Annotated in this window: 18 protein-coding genes and 1 pseudogene; 14 read left to right on the top strand and 5 right to left on the bottom strand. The window is 37.6% G+C overall.

Annotated elements, in window-relative coordinates; genetic code table 11:
- The first annotated feature begins 128 nt into the window (after positions 1-128).
- Both metG and HZI73_RS01320 read left to right on the top strand, forming a co-directional pair.
- A complete protein-coding gene (gene metG, locus HZI73_RS01325; protein ID WP_281418889.1) occupies positions 129-2,099 on the top strand; it encodes a methionine--tRNA ligase in 1,971 nt (656 codons plus the stop codon).
- A 15-nt stretch (positions 2,100-2,114) separates the two neighbouring features.
- Positions 2,115-2,891 carry a TatD family hydrolase gene (locus HZI73_RS01320; protein WP_212698670.1) on the top strand — a complete coding sequence of 259 codons (777 nt, stop codon included), beginning with the start codon at positions 2,115-2,117 and terminating at the stop codon, positions 2,889-2,891.
- A 34-nt stretch (positions 2,892-2,925) separates the two neighbouring features.
- On the opposite strand, the gene HZI73_RS26610 is transcribed toward HZI73_RS01320, so the two are convergent.
- Positions 2,926-3,048 carry a hypothetical protein gene (locus tag HZI73_RS26610; RefSeq protein WP_281418845.1) on the bottom strand — a complete coding sequence of 41 codons (123 nt, stop codon included), beginning with the start codon at positions 3,046-3,048 and terminating at the stop codon, positions 2,926-2,928.
- A gap of 433 nt (positions 3,049-3,481) precedes the next feature.
- Here HZI73_RS26610 and rsmA point away from each other — a divergent pair, with 433 nt between their 5' ends.
- Positions 3,482-4,354, top strand: coding sequence for a 16S rRNA (adenine(1518)-N(6)/adenine(1519)-N(6))-dimethyltransferase RsmA (rsmA, locus tag HZI73_RS01315; protein ID WP_281418844.1), 873 nt, complete (start codon positions 3,482-3,484; stop codon positions 4,352-4,354).
- 80 nt (positions 4,355-4,434) lie between these two features.
- A complete protein-coding gene (locus HZI73_RS01310) occupies positions 4,435-5,613 on the top strand; it encodes a DUF6128 domain-containing protein (RefSeq protein ID WP_212696474.1) in 1,179 nt (392 codons plus the stop codon).
- Between the two features lie 235 nt (positions 5,614-5,848).
- On the opposite strand, the gene pgsA is transcribed toward HZI73_RS01310, so the two are convergent.
- From pgsA to HZI73_RS01290, 4 genes are all read right to left on the bottom strand, one after another.
- On the bottom strand, positions 5,849-6,385 hold the full coding sequence (gene pgsA / locus HZI73_RS01305) for a CDP-diacylglycerol--glycerol-3-phosphate 3-phosphatidyltransferase (RefSeq protein WP_212696473.1): 537 nt from the start codon (positions 6,383-6,385) through the stop codon (positions 5,849-5,851).
- 322 nt (positions 6,386-6,707) lie between these two features.
- Entirely contained in the window at positions 6,708-7,919 is a 1,212-nt protein-coding gene (locus HZI73_RS01300) for a DUF4097 family beta strand repeat-containing protein (protein ID WP_212696472.1), read from the bottom strand.
- A gap of 2 nt (positions 7,920-7,921) precedes the next feature.
- Complete coding sequence (locus HZI73_RS01295) at positions 7,922-8,569, bottom strand: DUF1700 domain-containing protein (RefSeq protein WP_212696471.1); 648 nt, start codon at positions 8,567-8,569, stop codon at positions 7,922-7,924.
- Positions 8,562-8,885 carry a PadR family transcriptional regulator gene (locus tag HZI73_RS01290; protein ID WP_212696470.1) on the bottom strand — a complete coding sequence of 108 codons (324 nt, stop codon included), beginning with the start codon at positions 8,883-8,885 and terminating at the stop codon, positions 8,562-8,564. Before HZI73_RS01290 ends, HZI73_RS01295 begins: the two co-directional genes overlap by 8 nt.
- 553 nt (positions 8,886-9,438) lie before the next feature.
- Between HZI73_RS01290 and HZI73_RS01285 the strand changes: the two genes are divergently transcribed.
- The 10 genes and pseudogenes from HZI73_RS01285 (at position 9,439) to HZI73_RS26805 (ending at position 19,866) form a co-directional block, all read left to right on the top strand.
- The gene (locus tag HZI73_RS01285) at positions 9,439-10,404 is read left to right on the top strand and encodes a beta-ketoacyl-ACP synthase III (protein ID WP_212696469.1); all 966 of its coding nucleotides are present in this window, start codon (positions 9,439-9,441) and stop codon (positions 10,402-10,404) included.
- Positions 10,405-10,571: 167 nt separating this feature from the next.
- Positions 10,572-10,796, top strand: coding sequence for an acyl carrier protein (gene acpP, locus HZI73_RS01280; protein WP_212696468.1), 225 nt, complete (start codon positions 10,572-10,574; stop codon positions 10,794-10,796).
- Between the two features lie 150 nt (positions 10,797-10,946).
- Positions 10,947-11,885, top strand: coding sequence for an enoyl-[acyl-carrier-protein] reductase FabK (gene fabK / locus HZI73_RS01275; RefSeq protein WP_212696467.1), 939 nt, complete (start codon positions 10,947-10,949; stop codon positions 11,883-11,885).
- 28 nt (positions 11,886-11,913) lie between these two features.
- The gene (fabD, locus tag HZI73_RS01270) at positions 11,914-12,840 is read left to right on the top strand and encodes an ACP S-malonyltransferase (protein WP_212696466.1); all 927 of its coding nucleotides are present in this window, start codon (positions 11,914-11,916) and stop codon (positions 12,838-12,840) included.
- 26 nt (positions 12,841-12,866) lie between these two features.
- Positions 12,867-13,604, top strand: coding sequence for a 3-oxoacyl-[acyl-carrier-protein] reductase (gene fabG / locus HZI73_RS01265; RefSeq protein WP_212696465.1), 738 nt, complete (start codon positions 12,867-12,869; stop codon positions 13,602-13,604).
- A gap of 18 nt (positions 13,605-13,622) precedes the next feature.
- Positions 13,623-14,861, top strand: coding sequence for a beta-ketoacyl-ACP synthase II (gene fabF, locus HZI73_RS01260; protein ID WP_212696464.1), 1,239 nt, complete (start codon positions 13,623-13,625; stop codon positions 14,859-14,861).
- Positions 14,862-14,983: 122 nt separating this feature from the next.
- Positions 14,984-15,460, top strand: coding sequence for an acetyl-CoA carboxylase biotin carboxyl carrier protein (gene accB / locus HZI73_RS01255; protein WP_246552503.1), 477 nt, complete (start codon positions 14,984-14,986; stop codon positions 15,458-15,460).
- Between the two features lie 87 nt (positions 15,461-15,547).
- Positions 15,548-15,970, top strand: a complete 423-nt coding sequence (gene fabZ, locus HZI73_RS01250) for a 3-hydroxyacyl-ACP dehydratase FabZ (RefSeq protein ID WP_334300211.1) — start codon at positions 15,548-15,550, stop codon at positions 15,968-15,970.
- A gap of 24 nt (positions 15,971-15,994) precedes the next feature.
- Positions 15,995-17,338, top strand: coding sequence for an acetyl-CoA carboxylase biotin carboxylase subunit (locus HZI73_RS01245; RefSeq protein WP_212696462.1), 1,344 nt, complete (start codon positions 15,995-15,997; stop codon positions 17,336-17,338).
- 809 nt (positions 17,339-18,147) lie between these two features.
- Positions 18,148-19,866 (top strand): annotated as a pseudogene (locus HZI73_RS26805) (acetyl-CoA carboxylase carboxyltransferase subunit alpha).
- Positions 19,867-19,943: the final 77 nt, after the last annotated feature.

Raw genomic sequence — 19,943 nt, 5'->3', positions numbered from 1 at the left:
ATGAGGGAAATAGTGCTAAACAGATAAAAAGCCATCTTAGGAAAGGCACCTAGGAAAAATACTTTGCTTTTTTTTGGTTATAACTATATAATATATCATAACGATAAGACTAAGGATAAGCATAAATCATAGGGTTTTATCATTCTAATAATGAACGGAGGATTTTCATGGGTAAGAAACCATATTATATTACAACACCAATCTATTATCCAAGTGATAAATTACACATTGGTCATTCCTATACAACCGTAGCGGCAGATACAATGTCAAGGTATAAACGCATGCGAGGCTATGATGTCATGTTTTTAACGGGTACGGACGAACATGGACAGAAAATTGAGAAGGTAGCCATGGAAAAGGGGACAACCCCAAAAGCATATGTGGATAACATTGTGGATTGGATAAAGGATCTGTGGAAAACAATGGATATATCCTACGATAAATTCATTCGTACAACCGATAAAGAACATGAATTAACAGTACAAAAAATCTTCAAAGAATTGTACGACAAAGGTGATATTTACAAGGATGCATACGAAGGATGGTACTGTACCCCATGTGAATCCTTCTATACAGAAATACAGTTAAAAGACGGGAAGTGTCCAGACTGTGGACGACCTGTGGATAAGATTAAAGAAGAAGCTTATTTCTTCAAATTATCCAAGTATCAAGACAAATTAATTGCCCACATTGAAGAAAACGATGATTTTATTCAGCCAAAGACCCGACAGAATGAAATGCTGAATAACTTTTTACGTCCAGGTCTTGAAGACTTGTGTGTATCAAGAACCTCTTTTGAATGGGGTATTCCTGTAGAATTTGATAAGGGGCATGTGGTTTATGTATGGCTGGATGCGTTATCCAATTATATCTCAGCCCTTGGTTATTTAACAGATAATGATGAGAAATTCACGAAATACTGGCCAGCAGATGTGCATCTTGTAGGAAAAGAGATTGTTCGTTTTCATACGATTATATGGCCGGCTATGCTCATGGCACTTAATGTTCCACTGCCTAAGCAGGTATTTGGGCATGGATGGCTTGTCATTGATGGTGGTAAGATGTCCAAATCAAAGGGCAATGTTGTGGACCCAAAAATCTTAGTGGAACGTTATAGTTCCGATGCCATTCGCTATTTCCTTATGCGGGAAATCGCATTTGGACAAGATGGTAATTTTACCAATGAAGTATTGATAAAACGTATTAATGCAGATCTTGCCAATGATCTTGGTAACTTAGTTTCTCGAACAGTGGCCATGATTCATAAATATTTTGGTGACGATTTCCCTACAGATTTCAAAGGAACGGCATTTGATGATGATCTAAAAAAAGTTGCACGTGATACAGTTGCAAAAGTTGAAGATGTTATGGAAGGCATGTTATTCAGTAATGCCCTTAATGAAATCTGGAATTTGGTTCGAAGAACCAATAAATATATTGATGAAACAAGACCTTGGATCTTGGCAAAGGATGAAACAGAAAAAGATGTCTTAGCAAATGTGCTGTATCATCTAGCAGAAAACCTCCGTATGATTGCCATTCTTATTGAACCATTTATGCCCAATACACCTAAGATTATACGGGAGCAGTTAGGTATAGAACAAGCAGAACTTGCTACGTGGGATAGTCTTGAGAAGTGGGGCATGTTGCCTAAAAAAATACATGTTAAACCGGGGAATATTATCTTCCCTAGAATTGATATGAATAAAGAGTTAGAAGCACTGGAAGAAGCGCAAAAAGCAGGACAAGAAGAACCAAAAGAAGTAGATGATGACAACTACATCACCATCGACGATTTTGCAAAAGTGGAACTCAAAGTTGGTGAAGTGATGGAGTGTCAGCCAGTTGAAGGTGCTGATAAATTATTAGTGTCTAAAATTAAGATTGGTAAAGAGATTCGCCAAATCGTATCAGGCATTGCTAAGCATTATACACCAGGTGAGATGATTGGCAAAAAAGTGGTGGTTGTGACCAACTTAAAACCTGTCAAGCTTCGTGGTGTCTTATCAGAAGGCATGATTTTGGCAGCTTCCCATAAAAAAAATCTTGTCATAGCGTCTGTTGATGGTGATATCAACAGTGGTGCTGTTGTAAAATAGGTTGGAGTGAACAAAATGATATTTGAAAGTCATGCCCATTACGATGATAAACGGTTTGATGAGGACAGACACCAGCTGTTAGCACAGTTACCAAAGGAGGGCATTCAGTATGTCCTGAATGTAGCGGCAGATATACCGTCAGCTCATGTAACCGTAGATTTGGCCAAGCAATATGATTACATCTATGGAGCGGTAGGTGTTCATCCTCATGATGTAAAGGATATGAAAGAAGAAGATTTAGAAGTTATTAAAAACTTAGCAGCGTATGATAAGATTGTTGCAATTGGTGAGATTGGCTTGGATTATTATTATGATTTTTCACCAAAAGAAGCGCAAAGGCTATGGTTTAGAAAACAAGTTGAATTAGCTAAAGAGATAAACTTGCCAGTCATTATTCATAGTAGAGATGCAGCTCAGGACACCTTTGATATACTGGATGAAACGGATGCTAAAATGGTAGGCGGTGTTATACATTGTTATTCAGGAAGCCTACCCATGGCTAGAGCATATGTAGAAAATGGTTTTTATATTGGTATCGGTGGTGTCATTACCTTTAAAAATGCCGCGAAGCTCAAAGAAGTGGTTAAACATATAGCCATTGATCACTTACTGATCGAGACAGATTCGCCTTATATGGCACCTGTACCTCATCGTGGCAAGAGAAACGATTCTAGAAATCTTAAGTATATTGCTGAAGAAATAGGCAAAATAAAAGGGCTTACAGCCCTTGAAGTGATTCAGTGTACCAATGTTAATGCATGCAAGTTATTTGGCATGCAGTCATCTGTATAGGTAGAATAGGGGTTAAGCTGCATAGGAGGGTTTTCTATGTGGCCTTGCCCTTTTGTTTGTCATGGTTATTTAGGTTATCCAATAACCTATCCAGTAATATATCAAGTTCTTTGGATATTTTCATGATTTCGGTGTCAACGGTTTGCTTGGTTTTCATTTGATTTATTATAGATATAAAACCCTCGTTTACTTGTTCCATAATTTCTGTACGACACATAGCAAGCACCTCGCTTCATTTTGTTGGGTAGGAAAAGTTATCCATGATAACCTCTTCCTGCTGATTTAAATGAAATATGTAAAGGTTTACGCTTAGGTTAAACAAGAAGTCGCTAAGTAGTCCTATGAAGGTTAATCGTAATGAACAATAAAGCCGTATAAGTTGAACAAGGTTTTTCAAGGTAAGGAATAAGCATGTCCTCCTTCCATTTTAACATCAAAGGTTTTATTTTTAAAGAATAAAATGTAAATTTTTACTAAAATATCGAAAAATTAATTAATTTTTCATCTTTTTTTAATATTTTTGATACAATTAAAACATAAAATAGACACATTGACTGCAACAATGTGAAGAGGAGTTAAAAAAATAGACGATGATTGAACGTATTGCTACTCCAAAAAAAACAAAGGAAATTATATCCACCTATGGTTTTGCCTTTCAAAAGAAATTTGGTCAGAATTTTTTGGTGGACAGGCATGTATTGAATAAAATCATAGAGGCGTCCCATATCACGAAAGATGATGTGGTGATTGAAATTGGGCCAGGGATAGGCAGTTTGACCCAAGAGCTTGCGGAACATGCTAAGCAGGTAATAGCCATTGAGATTGATCAACAGCTTATACCCATCTTGGAAGACACCCTGAGCGCATATGATAACATAACCATCCTGAATGAAGACGTGTTAAAAGTTGATTTGGTTAAACTGGCTAAAGAAACCAATAACGGGAAACCCATAAAAGTGGTAGCTAATCTGCCTTATTATATCACCACACCCATTATTATGGGTTTATTTGAAAGCCATGTTCCTGTAGAATCAATCACCGTCATGGTGCAAAAAGAAGTGGCTGACCGTATGAAGGCAGATCCAGGTACCAAGGATTTTGGAGCCCTTTCACTAGCGGTGCAGTATTATAGTAAGCCTTATATTGTAGCCAACGTGCCGCCCAATTGTTTTATGCCAAGACCCAAGATCGGGTCAGCGGTTATTCGCCTTACGGGGCATACCTCAAAACCCGTTGATGTAAAAGATGAAAAACTGATGTTTCGTCTCATTCGAGCTTCTTTTGGACAACGCCGTAAAACCCTCATAAACAGCTTATACAATCATCTAAAAGATATGTATGATAAAGAACGATTAAAAGAAGCCATTGAAAGTATTGGACTTCAGATCAATATAAGAGGAGAAGCATTAAGTTTAGAAGCTTTTGCAGCATTAGCCAATGCATTATATGAAAGGCATTCATAGAAATAAGCTAAAACTTATACGTTATCCTGTGCTAAAAACCCCCTACCATCAATATAATAGTAAAAAAGGGGGTTTTTATTGTGCAAAGTTATAACCGTCAGATTATTGATTTAAAAGAAGAGGAACGAGGATTTACAACGCAGAGCAGGGGACCTTATGGCTATTGTAAACTAGAAACAAGAGGAAAAAAGAGTCGAATTAAATTAAATGTGAATCACTTAGAAAACGCTCATAACGTATACCGGGCACAACTGATCAAAACAGATTCTGATGCTACCCAAATCATTAATCTAGGTGTCATGGATATAGATGATCAACACAGTGGTACACTTAATATCAGCGTAGATTCTGGTAATGTTGCCGGTTCAGGTTATGGTATAGATGATTTTTCAATTATAGCTATTGCCAGTCTGGATAATAGGCGCCATCCTATATTCCCTCTTATTGGATATATAAAAGATGCAAATCCCTCATGGAAGCAATACGTGCATACCAGTGACACGAAGAAAACGTATACACCCACAGAGCCCGTTAGACAAGAAGTTCAGGAAGCTAAGACGAAACAACAGAAGGAGGATACACCTAGAGCTAAAGTATTAGCCGATAAACCCATTCAAGAAAATCATGTAGATGAGAGGCCTATGGACCCTTATCATGATGAGCATATGACTTCTTTTACACCTGAATTTAATGCAGAAGAAAAGCCTTTTGTACAAGAACCTGTTATACCTCACTCCATGAATGAAAAAGAAGCGTCTTTAGGTAGTCACGAAAAAGATGCCTCTCCTTATTATTCGGATCACACCTACAATGCAAAAGAATCTATTGAAATAAACGATATGGGCAATCAGACCTTTGATATCATTAAAAAACATTTTGAACCAAAAGAATTAGAGGAAATACATAAAAATATATTCCGTGATTACCCCAAAATGAATCCCTTTGAGAAAGAAGATTCAAACAAGGAGTGGGTAAGGATAGAACCCGCTGATATTATCTATTTTCCAATGGATACATGGATGCTGACCAATAATACCTTTTTACTTAATGGGTATAAACGGTATAAACACCTTATATTAGGTAGGGATAAAGAAACCTATGATAGTCAACCCCGTTTTTATCTAGGTGTGCCAGGTATATATCATCCAAAAGATCGTGTTGCTGCTTATTTCTATGGATTTAAAGAGTTTATTTGTTGTGCAGATACCAAGACCAAGGCTGGTGAGTATGGGTATTGGATTGTTGAAATAGAAGGATAATATGTAATAGAATTGTAATCTCGTTGACATCAAACGAACACATAAACATGCTATATTATAAGTGGAAACTATCCCCCCTTTTATTTACAATAAAATAATATAATTAGTCCTACCTTTTGGGTAGGACTTTTTCTGCCTAGAAAAGAAGATGATCCATTAAATAAAAGCTGGATTAACCTTATAACATCTAATGACAAAGAAGTTACAGGTATAAGCCAGCATTCTTATAAAATACTTATACTGTTTGGTTTTTAATGTTTCTAAAATAGTGATTCACATAGCTTGAAAGGGCAATCAGTTCTAAGAAAAGAGCAACGATCACAGTGGTAATACTGGCAATGGAATTGGGAAATATAATTGTCAAGACAATGGCAAGAGAAAAAACAACCGTGGCCATTTTACCAAATTTATTAGATGGTATAACCGTCTTTTCTTTCTTAAAGTATAAGAAGATACCCGATAGAACAAGGGAGGTTTCTTTTATAAGGATAATGATTAAGACGCCGATAGGAATATATTCAGAGATATAGAGACAGCCCAGTGTTGTCATTAACATTAATTTATCGGCTAAAGGATCCAGAACAATACCAATGATAGAAACCACATTGTACTTTCTTGCAAGATACCCATCCAAGAAGTCTGTCAAACTAGCAACCAAAAATATGATTAAGGCATAAAAATGTGCATTTTCCATTTGTGAAAAAAAGACAATAGGAAATAGTGGCACCAAAATTAATCGTATGATGGTTAGAATATTCGGTATATATTTCATAATAATCCCCCTGATTAATATGTATTGCTTATGCTTATATATATCATATATGCATAAGGCGGTTATATTGTTAAAAATCAACGTTAATTTTAACAACATGATCGATATCATGCTTAAAAACAAATAATAGGTACATGAATATTATATAGAAAAGATAAATCTACGTCTATAGTTTTATGATATTTCTATAAACAAAGAATGGATTATTTAAGCCTACACATAGATAATTTTCACATATGAAAACCCCTAACTTGGCAATGAACCAAGTTAGGGGTTTTATAACGGTAATCAACGTACTATTGCTGGATGATACAGCCCAGTACTATCGCTTTTTAATGGTAATATTACCCATGGCACAATCAACAATATAATCCTTACTGCTGCCTTTGGCAAAATCAGAAGAAATATTACCCATGCCTACCTTAGAATTGATGACCGCATCATCGTTATCATATAACTTAAGGTCGATATTACCCATGGCACAGTTAATGATAAATCCATCCACTTCTTTTTTAAAGGTAGCATCAATGTGACCCATGTTGGCATCAAGAGTACAGTTATCAACGACACCATCAGCATCAACAGTAATAGTACCCATATCAGCATCCATAATTAGAGTACGGATATGACCCCCATGATTAAGACGAATCTTACCAGCATTAGCAAGCATGTATAAGTTATCAATTTCTGCATCGTTATCTAGGACAATATCACCCGCAGATGCGGTTAGTTTCACATTATCCACTTCATTGGATAAACGAATGTCAATACTACCTAAGTTTGCATGGATATTTAATTCTTCAACTTTGGAGTAAAATGCATTATCTTTAACCCTACCTAAATCATTATAGTATGCTAATTCATTTACCACAAAATCTTCAGGTACATGAATAATAATATCATTCTGATAGTTCTCAAGGCTTCCAATATAATTATTGGTTTTAATATGTTGTTCAATCCGTAGTGTATCACCTTTAACTTCAACGTCATAAGATAGAAAAACACTAGATGTGTCGGGTTTTGTATAGATATACTCCACTTGAATATCCTCTCTGTTTTCTTCTACAAAATGAAGCTCGGATATATCCGTGACGATTTCCATCTTATGAATACCTTCAGAAGAGATATGATCCACAATGGTGTCCCCTACTTTTGTATACTTTGGTAGGTTATTATTCCATTTCCAATTGTCTTTCCATGAATCCATACTACTCTTCCATGAATTCATGCTATCTCTCCAATTGTTGCTCCAATCTTTCCAGTTATCTTTTTGCTGTTTGGCGATATCAATTCCTTCGTGAATGGCATCATTAACCTCATCTTGAACAAAATCCTTGAGATCATCATTGACAAAAGGTATATAATCCAGCCAGTCAAAGTTCATATGTGACCGATTATAATGATTTATGTTTCTCGTAAAATATATTTTAGCAGCAGCTGGGTTGCTTGAAAGGTAACTGATGATACCAATAAGTGACAATGTTAATGTAATGGTAAAAAATATAGCTAAACGTTTGGCAATTGATTTCTTCATAATTAATGCCTCCTTATAAATCGCTTGGACCAGTCAATATAGTTCTTCGTCAAGCGAACATATAGCTTTGTTAGTTTAACCGTACCTATAAAAACAAGACCGGATAAACTGCCTAAGAAAATAGACGTCAAAATCCCAAGGGGTTGAAACATGGTCACTTGGAATGGATGAGATACATAGGGAAATAATTGCCCGGTTAATGTTTCTAAAAAGATAACCAAAGCTGCCACACTTGTTCCAATGCCTACACCATAGAATCCAATAATAACGCCCCATATACCAATATAGATACCTAATCCGAAGATAATGGTCAGGGATACAAGTGCAACCGTTTTGCCTACTGACACGTTATCATCCCATTCATAGGAACGCTGTTGATACCTGTTATATCTAGGTGGTTCTTCTGTGGGTGATGGTTCCTCAGGTTTTTCGTCTTCTTTTGGTGGGTTATATGGTGTTGGGTACGTGATGTATTGAGCTGCCAAAGTTTGGGGATCACCCAATTCGTTGGCGATATCTTCTTCTGTCTTACCATCAGCTAATCCTGCTTTAAAATGTTCTTCATAATCGTACATGATATCTTTTCGCTCATCGTAGGTAAGAACTGTAAGCAAAGCATCCAACTTGCTTAAGTATTCATTCTTATTCACAACTATCTTCCTCCTCAATTAAAGAATTAACTCGTGATACAAAATCATACCACTCATGACCGAGTAATTCTTTTGCCTCATGCCCTTTTTTGGTTAGAGTATAATACTTTCTTGGTGGACCTTCTGTAGATTCTTTCAGATAAGTCTCAAAATAATTTTCTTTGGTTAATCGCCTAAGCAATGGATAGATGGTTCCTTCTGATATTCTTACATTATTAGATATCTGCTTAACTAGCTCGTATCCATAATAATCATCTCGTGAGAGTAAAGATAATACGCAAAGTTCTAAAACACCTTTTTTGAACTGTATGTTCATATATTAACCTCCTAATATACGTCTAGTCTATAAACATATATTCTTACTGCCATATGGCATTTGTTTGCTAAAATGTCTTATTGATTATAATATAACACATGCTACCTATTAATACAAGGTACTGTCTTCTTTTTAAAACCAACATCATTGTTGGCTTATGCATCTGGAAGGATAACGCTTCATTTCTAGGCTTCACTTCCTGAATAAGTTATGGTATGATTGATAAATAAGTTTTAGTTCATGTACCTCATCACCTTTCATTTTTTGGTTTAATCTATCTTATAGATGTGCCTATAGATGCTATGGACGATAGGTCCAAATTATGACATGATTATGTAACTTGTTTTATTAGCTACTGTGTATTACAATATAGTGGAATAATTTAAGTATAGCATACACTACCTTTGAATGCAAGGTAGTAAAATTAAAAAATCATTAAACTTCCATTAAAGGATTTGGGAAAATTCTCAATAATTTCTTGACAATCCGACTAAATTCCTATATACTTTGACTATCAAAGTATTTGTAATGCAAACTAATTAGGAGATATGATATGAAAAATGTTAGAATCATTGGAACAGGCAGCTACACCCCTGACAACATTGTATCGAATAAAGATTTATCCTCCTTTGTTGATACCAGCGATGAATGGATTAGCAGCCGAACAGGCATTAAAAATAGAAGAATAAGTACGGGTGAAGGTACTGTTAGTCTATCTGTAGAAGCTGCAAAACGTGCTATCGCTTCATCTGGCATAACACCTGATGAAATTGATTTAATTATTGTAGCAACCATATGTTCTGATCACTGTACACCGTCTGCAGCCTGTGAAGTTCAGAGAGATATTGGTGCTCATGATGCAATGTGTTTTGATATGAATGCTGCTTGTTCTGGTTTTGTATATGCACTTAACACAGCCACTGCTTATATTAAAATGGGTATGGCAAAGAAAGCATTAGTTATAGGAACAGAAGTATTATCCCGTTTAACCGATTGGGAAGACAGAAGTACATGTGTTTTATTTGGTGATGGATCTGGAGCTGCTATTATCAGTGAATCTGAAGAAGTGGGCATTGATAACTTTTACTGCCGATCATTAGGTAGCCTTAGTGAACATCTTGTATGTGGTTCAAGAGATTTTGTTAACCCCTATACCAATCAAAAGGTAGATCCTTATATACGTATGAATGGTCAAGAGGTCTATAAATTTGTATGCACATATGTGCCAAATGCTATAAAAAAAGTAATAGAACAGTCTCCCTATACATTTGAAGACATTGATCATTTTGTTTTACATCAAGCCAATATGAGGATACTTGATTCTGTGGCTAAACGTTTGAAAATAGACAAAGATAAAATATATAGCAACATACAATCCTATGGTAACACATCTGCGGCAAGTGTGCCCATTGTATTAGATGAAATGATAAGAAAAGGCATTCTTAAGAAAGGTCACAAGATTGTTATTGCAGGTTTTGGTGGCGGCTTAACGTATGGAGCAGGTATGATTACCTTATAAATTGTTAATAGTGTTAAGTATGAGGAAGTTTCAAAGAAGAGCATATAACAAAGGGAAATTTCTTCATTATGAGAATTGATTGATGATAAGAAGGTCAAGGATTCTCCCATAGACGGAGTAAGTATACTCCAAAAAAATAGTGAAAGAATATCTAGGAGGAACAAAAAATGGATTTTGAAAAAATGAAAGAAATCGTAGTGGAGCAATTAGATGTAGAGGAAAATGAAGTGACATTAGAAGCGAAATTTATAGACGATTTAGGTGCTGACTCATTAGATTTATTTGAGCTTGTGATGGCTATTGAAGAAGAGTCAGGCGTTGAAATTAAAAACGAAGACTTACCTTCCGTAATTACAGTGCAAGATGCCCTTAATTACGTGGCAAATAATTAAATATTAAAACTGTATGGGGCTATCTCATAATACTTTGATGGCTATTATGTTTCATGGTAGTGGTCTGTAGGCATAAGCAATTATAGGCCGCTATTTCTAACGTAAAAAAGTATTATGGGGCAGCCCTTATATTTTAAGGAGTGAAGACAGGTGGAGTCCAGGATATGTGAGATGTTAAATATAAAGTACCCCATACTTCAAGGCGGCATGGCATGGATTGCTGAACATAAGTTAGTAGCTGCTGTATCCAATGCTGGCGGTCTTGGCATTATTGCAGCAGGTAATGCTCCCGTTGATGTGGTTAGGAACGAAATAAAAAAAGCCAAGGCACTAACGGATAAACCTTTTGGTGTTAATATTATGTTACTGAGTCCTTATGCAGAAGAAGTAGCTCATATGGTCTGTGAAGAAGGGGTGGCTGTTGTAACAACTGGAGCAGGTAATCCAGGTAAATATCTGGATATGTGGAAGGCTCATAACATTAAGGTAATCCCTGTTGTGCCTTCTGTAGCTCTTGCAAAGCGTATGGAAAGAGCTGGTGTGGATGCTGTTATTGCTGAAGGTTGTGAGTCAGGTGGTCATGTGGGTGAATTAACCACCATGGCACTATTGCCTCAAGTGGTTGACGCCGTTAACATTCCAGTTATTGCAGCTGGAGGTATAGGTGATGGCAGAGGTGTGGCTGCTGCTAAGGTATTAGGAGCCGATGCTTTCCAGATTGGCACACGTTTTTTAGTAGCAAAGGAATGTATTATTCATGAAAATTACAAGCATAAGGTTCTAGCAGCTAAAGATATTGATACAAAAGTTACGGGTAAACCAACAGGGCATCCTGTGCGTACCCTCAAAAATAAACTCACGAGAAAGTTCTTACAGCTTGAAAAAGAAGGAGCTTCTATTGAAGAGCTTGAAGAATTAGGAAAAGGTACCCTGCAATTAGCTGTATTTGATGGTGATGTAGCCAATGGTTCAATTATGGCAGGTCAGATAGCAGGGATGGTAAACAAAGAGCAAACGTGTGAGGAAATCATTGAAGAAATGATGGCACATACACAAGAAGTCATAAACCGAGTAGGTCAATGTATATAGTTCAGGTGTGAATGAAAGGATGTAAGTCATGGGAAAAACAGCATTTTTATTTCCTGGTCAAGGGGCTCAATACCTTGGTATGGGTCGTGATGTGGCAAGTTTATATAAAAACAGTAAACAGATATTCACGATGGCAAGTGAAGCTTTAGATATGGATGTTGAATCACTATGTTACGAAGAAGAAGATAAATTAAATCAGACAGAATACACACAGCCTGCTATTCTAACCACCACCATGGCGATTTTGGAAGCCGTTAAGGAACATGGTATTGAAGCAGACGTGATGGCTGGGTTAAGCTTAGGTGAATACAGTGCCCTTGTTGCAGGTGATGTACTTGATTTCAAAGAAGCTGTAAAGCTTGTGCGAAAAAGAGGTAAGTTTATGGAAGAGGCTGTACCAGACGGTAAAGGGTCCATGGCAGCTGTTCTTGGCTTAACACCAGAAGTTGTTGAGGATATCTGTGGTGATATCGATGGCATCGTTATGCCTGCTAATTATAATTGTCCAGGTCAGATTGTAATTGCCGGTGAGGTAGAAGCCCTTAATGAAGCTTGCAGTAAATTAGAAGAAGCAGGTGCAAGACGTGTACTGAAACTGAATGTCAGTGGGCCATTCCATACACCAATGTTAAGGGACGCAGCCAATCGATTAAGTGAAGAACTGGAAGAAATAGCACTTAATGATATTAAAACCCCTTACATAACCAATGTGACTGGGGAGCTTGTTGAGGATAGCCAAGATATCAAAACTTTATTAACCAAACAAGTGGTGTCACCGGTTAGATGGGAAGAAACCATTAAAAACATGATTGATGATGGTGTGGAGACTTTTATAGAAATTGGTCCTGGTAAAAGTTTATCAGGGTTTGTAAAGAAAATTGATAAATCCAAGCAGATCCTTAATATTCAAGACATTAAGTCTCTGGAAAAGGCCATTAGAATCTTAGATATATAATCCTATACAAAGAAAGGATGAATGCAATGGAGCAAAAAGTTGCATTAGTGACAGGTGCCAGCCGAGGTATTGGTAAAGCCATTGCTGCACAGTTAGCAAAAGAAGGCTTTGTGGTAGCTGTTAATTATAGAAGCAGTGAAAAAGAAGCTGATGAAGTCGTTAGTGGTATCGTTGAAAATGGCGGACAAGGAAAAGCCTATAAAGCAGATGTCAGCTCTTTTGAAGAAGCAGAACAGTTAATACAACAGATTAAAAAAGACTATGGGCGTTTGGATGTGTTAGTGAACAACGCCGGTATTACAAAAGATATGTTAATGCTTAAGATGACAGAGGCAGAATTCGATGATGTCATACGTGTGAATTTAAAAGGAACTTTTAATTGCATTAAACACGTGAATCGCATGATGCTAAAACAGCGTAGTGGACGTATTATTAATATTTCATCTGTTATTGGTCAAGTGGGTAACATGGGGCAAGCCAATTATGCAGCTTCAAAAGCGGGTATTATTGGATTAACCAAATCCATGGCTAAGGAAATGGCAACAAGAGGGATTACCGTTAATGCCGTTGCACCTGGATTTATTGAGAGTGACATGACAGAGATATTAACTGACAGTGTAAAAGAACAGATTTTAAACAATATACCTATGCATCGCATTGGTAGACCGGAAGAAGTAGCACAGACAGTAGCCTTTTTAGCTTCTGAAAAAGCAAGCTATATTACCGGTCAAGTCATCAATGTTGATGGTGGTATGGTTGTTTAGAACGAAAGGAAGGTAATCATGAAGAGAAGAGTTGTTGTTACTGGTTTAGGTGTTATTTCACCAGTAGGTAATTCAGTAGAGGAATATTGGGGAAATCTAAAAGCTGGGAATAGTGGTATCAGCAAAATATCCACATTCGACACAAAAGACTACCGCTCAACGGTAGCAGGTGAAGTCAAAGATTTTGACCCAAAAGAATACATGGATAAGAAAAAAGCAAAACGCATGGACCGCTTTTCTCATTTTGCTATTGCAGCGACTAAACAAGCCCTTGATCAATCAGGTATTGACCTTGAAACAGCTAATAGGGAACGGATAGGTGTGATTGTCAGCACAGGTATTGGTGGACTTGATAGAATAGCAAAAGAAAGTCTCAAGCTGGAGTCAAAAGGACCAAACAAAGTTGCACCCATGTTTATCCCTACCGTAATAACCAATATGGCAGCTGGTAACGTAGCCATTCAATTCGGTCTTCAAGGTACTTGTACCAATATCGTTACAGCCTGTGCATCAGGAACCAATTCCATTGGTGATGCGACACGTATTATCCAATATGGTGATGCGGATGTGATGGTTGCTGGTGGAACAGAAAGTTGTATTGTACCCCTAGGCGTAGCCGGCTTTACTGCTTTGACAGCCCTTAGTGAAAATGACGATCCTGCCACAGCTTCAAGACCATTTGATAAGAACAGAGATGGTTTTGTGATGGGTGAAGGAGCAGGTGTCCTTATATTAGAAGAATTAGAACATGCAAAAGCTCGTGGAGCCAATATTTTAGCCGAAATAATTGGCTACGGTGCTTCATGTGATGCATACCACATAACCTCACCAGCACCAGGTGGTGAAGGGGGTGCTCGAGCCATGACATTAGCCTTAAAAGATGCAGGCATTAAGCCAGAAGAAGTGTCCTACATTAATGCCCATGGAACAAGTACACCTTATAATGACCGTCTGGAAACGGCAGCCATTAAAAAAACCTTTGGTGATCATGCTTACAAGATTCCCATTAGCTCAACCAAGTCCATGATTGGACACTTACTTGGTGCGGCAGGAGCAGTAGAAATGGTAGCTTGTGTTAAATCCATTGAAGAGAGTTTTGTCCATCCAACAGCAGGTTATACAACCCCTGATGAAGAATGTGACCTTGATTATATACCTGTAAAAGGCCGTAAGCTGGATGTGAAATACGCCATCTCCAATTCCTTAGGTTTCGGAGGTCATAACGCAACTTTAGTTGTTAGCCGTTACGACGATTAAGAGTAGATTTATAGGCATTAGGTTTAATAAGGTTCTTCTTGGGGAATTATGTTGGTAAAAGCCCTTCGTGTTTTATCAGTAGGTTGGAGGGCGTCAAGGTAAGTGTAAAGGATGTGAGTAAAATGAAATTTGAACAGATAAAAGAGTTAATTGAGTTAGTGGATGAAAAGAAATTAACACGTATAGATATTGAAGAAGAAGATTTTAAGATAACCATTCGAAAAGAGTATCCCAAGGTAGTTGCTTCAACAGGTGATGCAGATGTTCAACCTGTACCAAGTATACAACCTGTCATACAGCAAGTCAGCGTGGAACCAGGTAGTCAGGTAACCACCAATGAGCTTGAAGCAGATGAAAATCTTTTTGTGGTTGAGTCACCGATGGTAGGTACCTTTTACAGTGCTAAAAGTCCAGAAGCAGAAGACTTTGTAAAAGTGGGTGACCAAGTGACGGAAGGTGCTACTCTTTGTATCATTGAGGCCATGAAGTTAATGAATGATATTGACGCAGAGGTATCCGGGCAGGTTGTTGAGATTCTAGTTAAGAATGAAGAACCTGTGGAATACGGTCAACCACTTTTTAAACTTAAGGCTCAATAATAGACACAAGGTGAAGACAGTATTGTGAAATCATCATTGGATATAAATCATTTCAGTAGGAAATTGAAAAAAGGAAGGATTATAAAGATGCTCGATATCATGCAAATTCAAGAAATCATACCACACCGTTATCCTTTTTTATTTGTGGATAAAATCACGGAATTGGAAGAAGGGAAACGTGCGGTTGGTTATAAGAATGTAACCATGAATGAATACTTCTTTGCAGGACATTTTCCTGATGAGCCAGTCATGCCTGGTGCTCTTATTGTTGAGGCATTGGCTCAAGTGGGAGCAGTCATTATACTAAGTGAAGAAGGCAACAAAGGTAAAACAGCTTATTTTGGCGGTATTAATGGCACCAAGTTTAAACGTAAGGTTTTACCAGGAGATGTATTACAATTAGAAATTGATATTATTAAACGCAAAGGACCCGTTGGCATTGGTAAGGCAGTTGCTTCTGTGGATGGTGAAGTTGCTGCTGTCGGAGAGCTAACATTTATTGTTAAGTAAATCTGCCTTTTAGGAGGTAAAAAAATGTTCCATAAAATATTAATCGCTAATCGTGGCGAGATTGCTGTAAGAATTATAAGAGCTTGTCGCGAAATGGGTATAGAGACCGTTGCCATCTATTCGGAAGCGGATAAGGAAGCGCTACATACGCAGCTTGCTGACGAAGCCATATGTATTGGTAAGGCGACGGCAAAAGATAGTTATTTGGATATAAAAAGAATCATCAGTGCCGCTATTATTACAGGTGCTAATGCCATCCATCCTGGGTTTGGATTTTTATCGGAGAATAGTCACTTTTCTTCCGTATGTGAAGAATGCAACATTACCTTTATTGGACCTACTGGAGATATGATGGATAAGATGGGGAATAAATCTCAGGCAAGAGAGACCATGATTGCCCATCATATTCCTGTTGTACCTGGCTCAGAAGGTGCTGTTAGTCATGTGGAAGAAGGACTTGAGGTAGCAGCGTCTATTGGTTACCCTGTCATTATCAAAGCGTCTGCTGGTGGTGGTGGTAGAGGTATGCGTATTGCGAGAAACTCTGATGAATTGGTGCATTCTTTTGAAACGGCAAGTTCAGAAGCGCGTAATGCTTTTGGTGATGATACCATGTATATTGAGAAGTATGTGGAAAACCCTCGTCATATTGAGTTTCAGATATTGGCTGATAACTATGGTAATACGGTACATCTGGGAGAACGAGACTGTTCCATGCAGAGAAGGCATCAGAAGGTTCTAGAGGAATCCCCTTCTGCGGCTATTGATGATGAACTTCGTACAGCCATGGGTGATGCAGCAGTAAAAGCTGCTAAAGCCATTCAATATCGTAATGCAGGTACAGTGGAGTTTTTATTGAGTGCAAGTGGAGAATTTTATTTTATCGAGATGAACACCAGGATTCAGGTGGAACATCCCGTAACAGAAATGGTGACAGGTATTGATTTGATTAAGGAACAGATTCGTATTGCTTATGGCGAGCCGTTAGGTTATACCCAAGAAGATGTTAAGATTCAAGGGCATGCTATTGAATGCCGTATCAATGCAGAAGACCCGTCAAAAGGATTTCGACCTTCACCAGGTATGATTGATTTCTTGCATATGCCAAGTGGTAAGGATATTCGGGTAGATAGTGCTATTTATGCAGGGTATAGCATACCCCCTTATTATGATTCTATGATTGCTAAGTTGATTGTGTTTGATGAGAATCGAGAGAAGGCCATTGCTAAGTTAAACAGTGCTGTGGGTGAATTTATTGTGAAAGGTATTAAGACGAATCTTGATTTTCAGTATACATTGATTAATCATCCGAAGTTTGTGAAGGGTGAGTATGATACGTCTTTTATTGAGAAGAGTATGGTATTGTGATGGTAGTTTTTGATTTATATTTGTAGGTTGTGTAGCTGGAAAAGTAGTTTTGTGGATGTTTTTAGGCTGAGTCTGTGGGATTTGTTGTATGGGATTTAGTGTGCAAGACGGCGTAGATGATAGGCTATACAAAAATGGTTCATGTTAAATGGTTGGAGAAACACTAAGCTCATTACAGTCAATATTTCTAAACCTTAAAACTCCCTGCGGTCAGACAATTAAGGTTCTTAACGAAATATGGATTTCCATTCGCTAAGTGTTTCTTACCAACCATTTAAAAATCACCTTTTTGGATAGCCTATCATCTACTGGGGCTACGTTGGCGGAGGGTAGTGCCATGTATGTTGATTAGGGAAATTATGATGATTGGTTATACAAGGACTATATGGAGTAATTTTGGTTGTATAAGAGTTGTATAAGAAATGAAGAAGTTTGGACGTCAAAAAGTGATACTTGGTACCTAAAATAGATGGTATGAATTTTGAAATACAAATGACAAGGAATAGTAAAGGGTAATATTTGATTTAAAAATTGTTATATGCTCAACAATGTTTAAACTTAGAACTCCGTGTCCCTTTGCAAATATTACCTTTTACTATTTTTTGTAAGTTTTATATGGTACAATTATTTTATATGTATTGATGACAAGATTTTAATGAATGTTATGAGATTGAGATAGAGTATGGTGTAAGATTTGTAAAAGGAGAAATAATGTTATGCGTGAGTTATTTAAGAAAAAACGATATATTAAATTGCAAAAAACAATCGTGTCTGAACCAGAGAGTATTAAAGAGAGTCAGAAGCGAAGAATGCCAGAGCCTTCTGTGCCATCGGGTAAGTGGGTGAAGTGTACCCATTGTAGTGAGATTATTTATCGTGATGCGTTGATGGAAAGTGACTATGTCTGTACCAGCTGTGGGCAGCATTTTCGTATGAGCAGTGGTGTTCGCATTGATCAGATTATAGATGAGCATACTTTTGAGGAATTGGATACTTGTTGTGAGACGGTCAATGTGCTTGATTTTCCAGGGTATTCAGAGAAAATTCTTGCTCTACAAGAGAAGACTGGATTAGAAGAGGGTGTTGTAACCGGTGAAGGGGATATCCATGGCATCAGAGCTGTCATTGCGGTGATGGATAGCCGTTTTATGATGGGAAGTATGGGGCAGGTTGTTGGAGAGAAAATTACCAGGGCTATTGAACATGCTACGAAGAAACGTTTACCGTTAATTATTTTTACTGCTTCTGGTGGTGCGAGGATGCAGGAGGGAATTGTCTCCCTTATGCAGATGGCTAAGACATCGGCAGCCCTTGCTCGACATGGTGAAGAGGGATTGTTATACATAACGGTATTAACAGATCCTACTACAGGTGGTGTGACAGCTAGTTTTGCTATGCTTGGGGATATCATTTTGGCAGAACCGGGTACCTTGATTGGTTTTGCTGGTGCACGTGTGATTGAGCAGACCATTAAGCAGAAGTTACCCGATGGTTTTCAGCGAGCTGAGTTTTTGTTGGAGCATGGTTACATCGATAAAATTGTCAAGCGAAGTGACATGAAGGATACATTGCATCAGTTATTATCTTTCCATGTAGATGTGTCATGTTAATCACTTAATAATAGATAAGGGATACTTGGATAGGTATAGAATCAAGTTATTTTGATAATAGGCGAATACTTCATGTAGGCGTTTTGTCTATGAGTTGAAAATAAGATAGAGGAAATAGAGGTGTCAGATATGAATCCATGGGATAAGGTTCAGCTTGTTAGAATGGCTGAACGACCAACGGCAGAAGATTATATTCATTTGATTTTTGATGATTTTATAGAGCTTCATGGTGATCGGTTATATGGTGATGATCAAGCCATTATAGGTGGTATTGGGAAACTAAACGGTATGCCGGTTACAGTTATAGGACAACAGAAGGGGAGAACCACGAAAGAAAATATCGATCGTAATTTTGGGATGCCCCATCCAGAAGGTTATCGTAAGGCATTGCGCTTAATGAAGCAGGCAGAGAAGTTTAGACGTCCGATTATATGTTTCGTAGATACGCCAGGAGCTCATTGTGGTATCGGTGCAGAGGAAAGAGGACAGGGAGAAGCCATTGCGAGGAATCTCTATGAGATGTCCATGCTAAAAGTACCCATTATATCCATCGTCATTGGTGAAGGTGGTAGTGGAGGTGCCTTAGCGGTTGCTGTATCCGATCAAGTATGGATGCTTGAGAATGCGATCTACTCTATTTTGTCCCCTGAAGGTTTTGCTAGTATTTTGTGGAAAGATAGTAAGCGGGCTCAAGAAGCTGCTGAGGTCATGAAGATTACGGCCGATGATTTGTTAGAGCTTGGTATTATTGAGAAAATAATTGAGGAACCGAATGGCGGTGCGCATAATAGTTTGGATGAAATTAGTGAAATGTTGCAGGATTATTTGATGCAGGCTTTGGGTGAATTAGGAACACTCAGTCAAGATGAACTCATTAACAAGCGTTATGACCGTTATCGTCGTTATATTGAAGTTTAGATGTGATTTAATTAGAATATTAGGCTACATATATGCTGAACATATATGTAGCCTTTTTATCCTATTGAAGCGTTTTA

The sequence above is a fragment of the Vallitalea pronyensis genome, from assembly GCF_018141445.1.
In the GTDB taxonomy this organism is placed as follows: Bacteria; Bacillota; Clostridia; order Lachnospirales; family Vallitaleaceae; genus Vallitalea; species Vallitalea pronyensis.
Note: the sequence above shows the minus strand (reverse complement) of the source record. Positions and strands in the feature narration are given on the sequence as shown.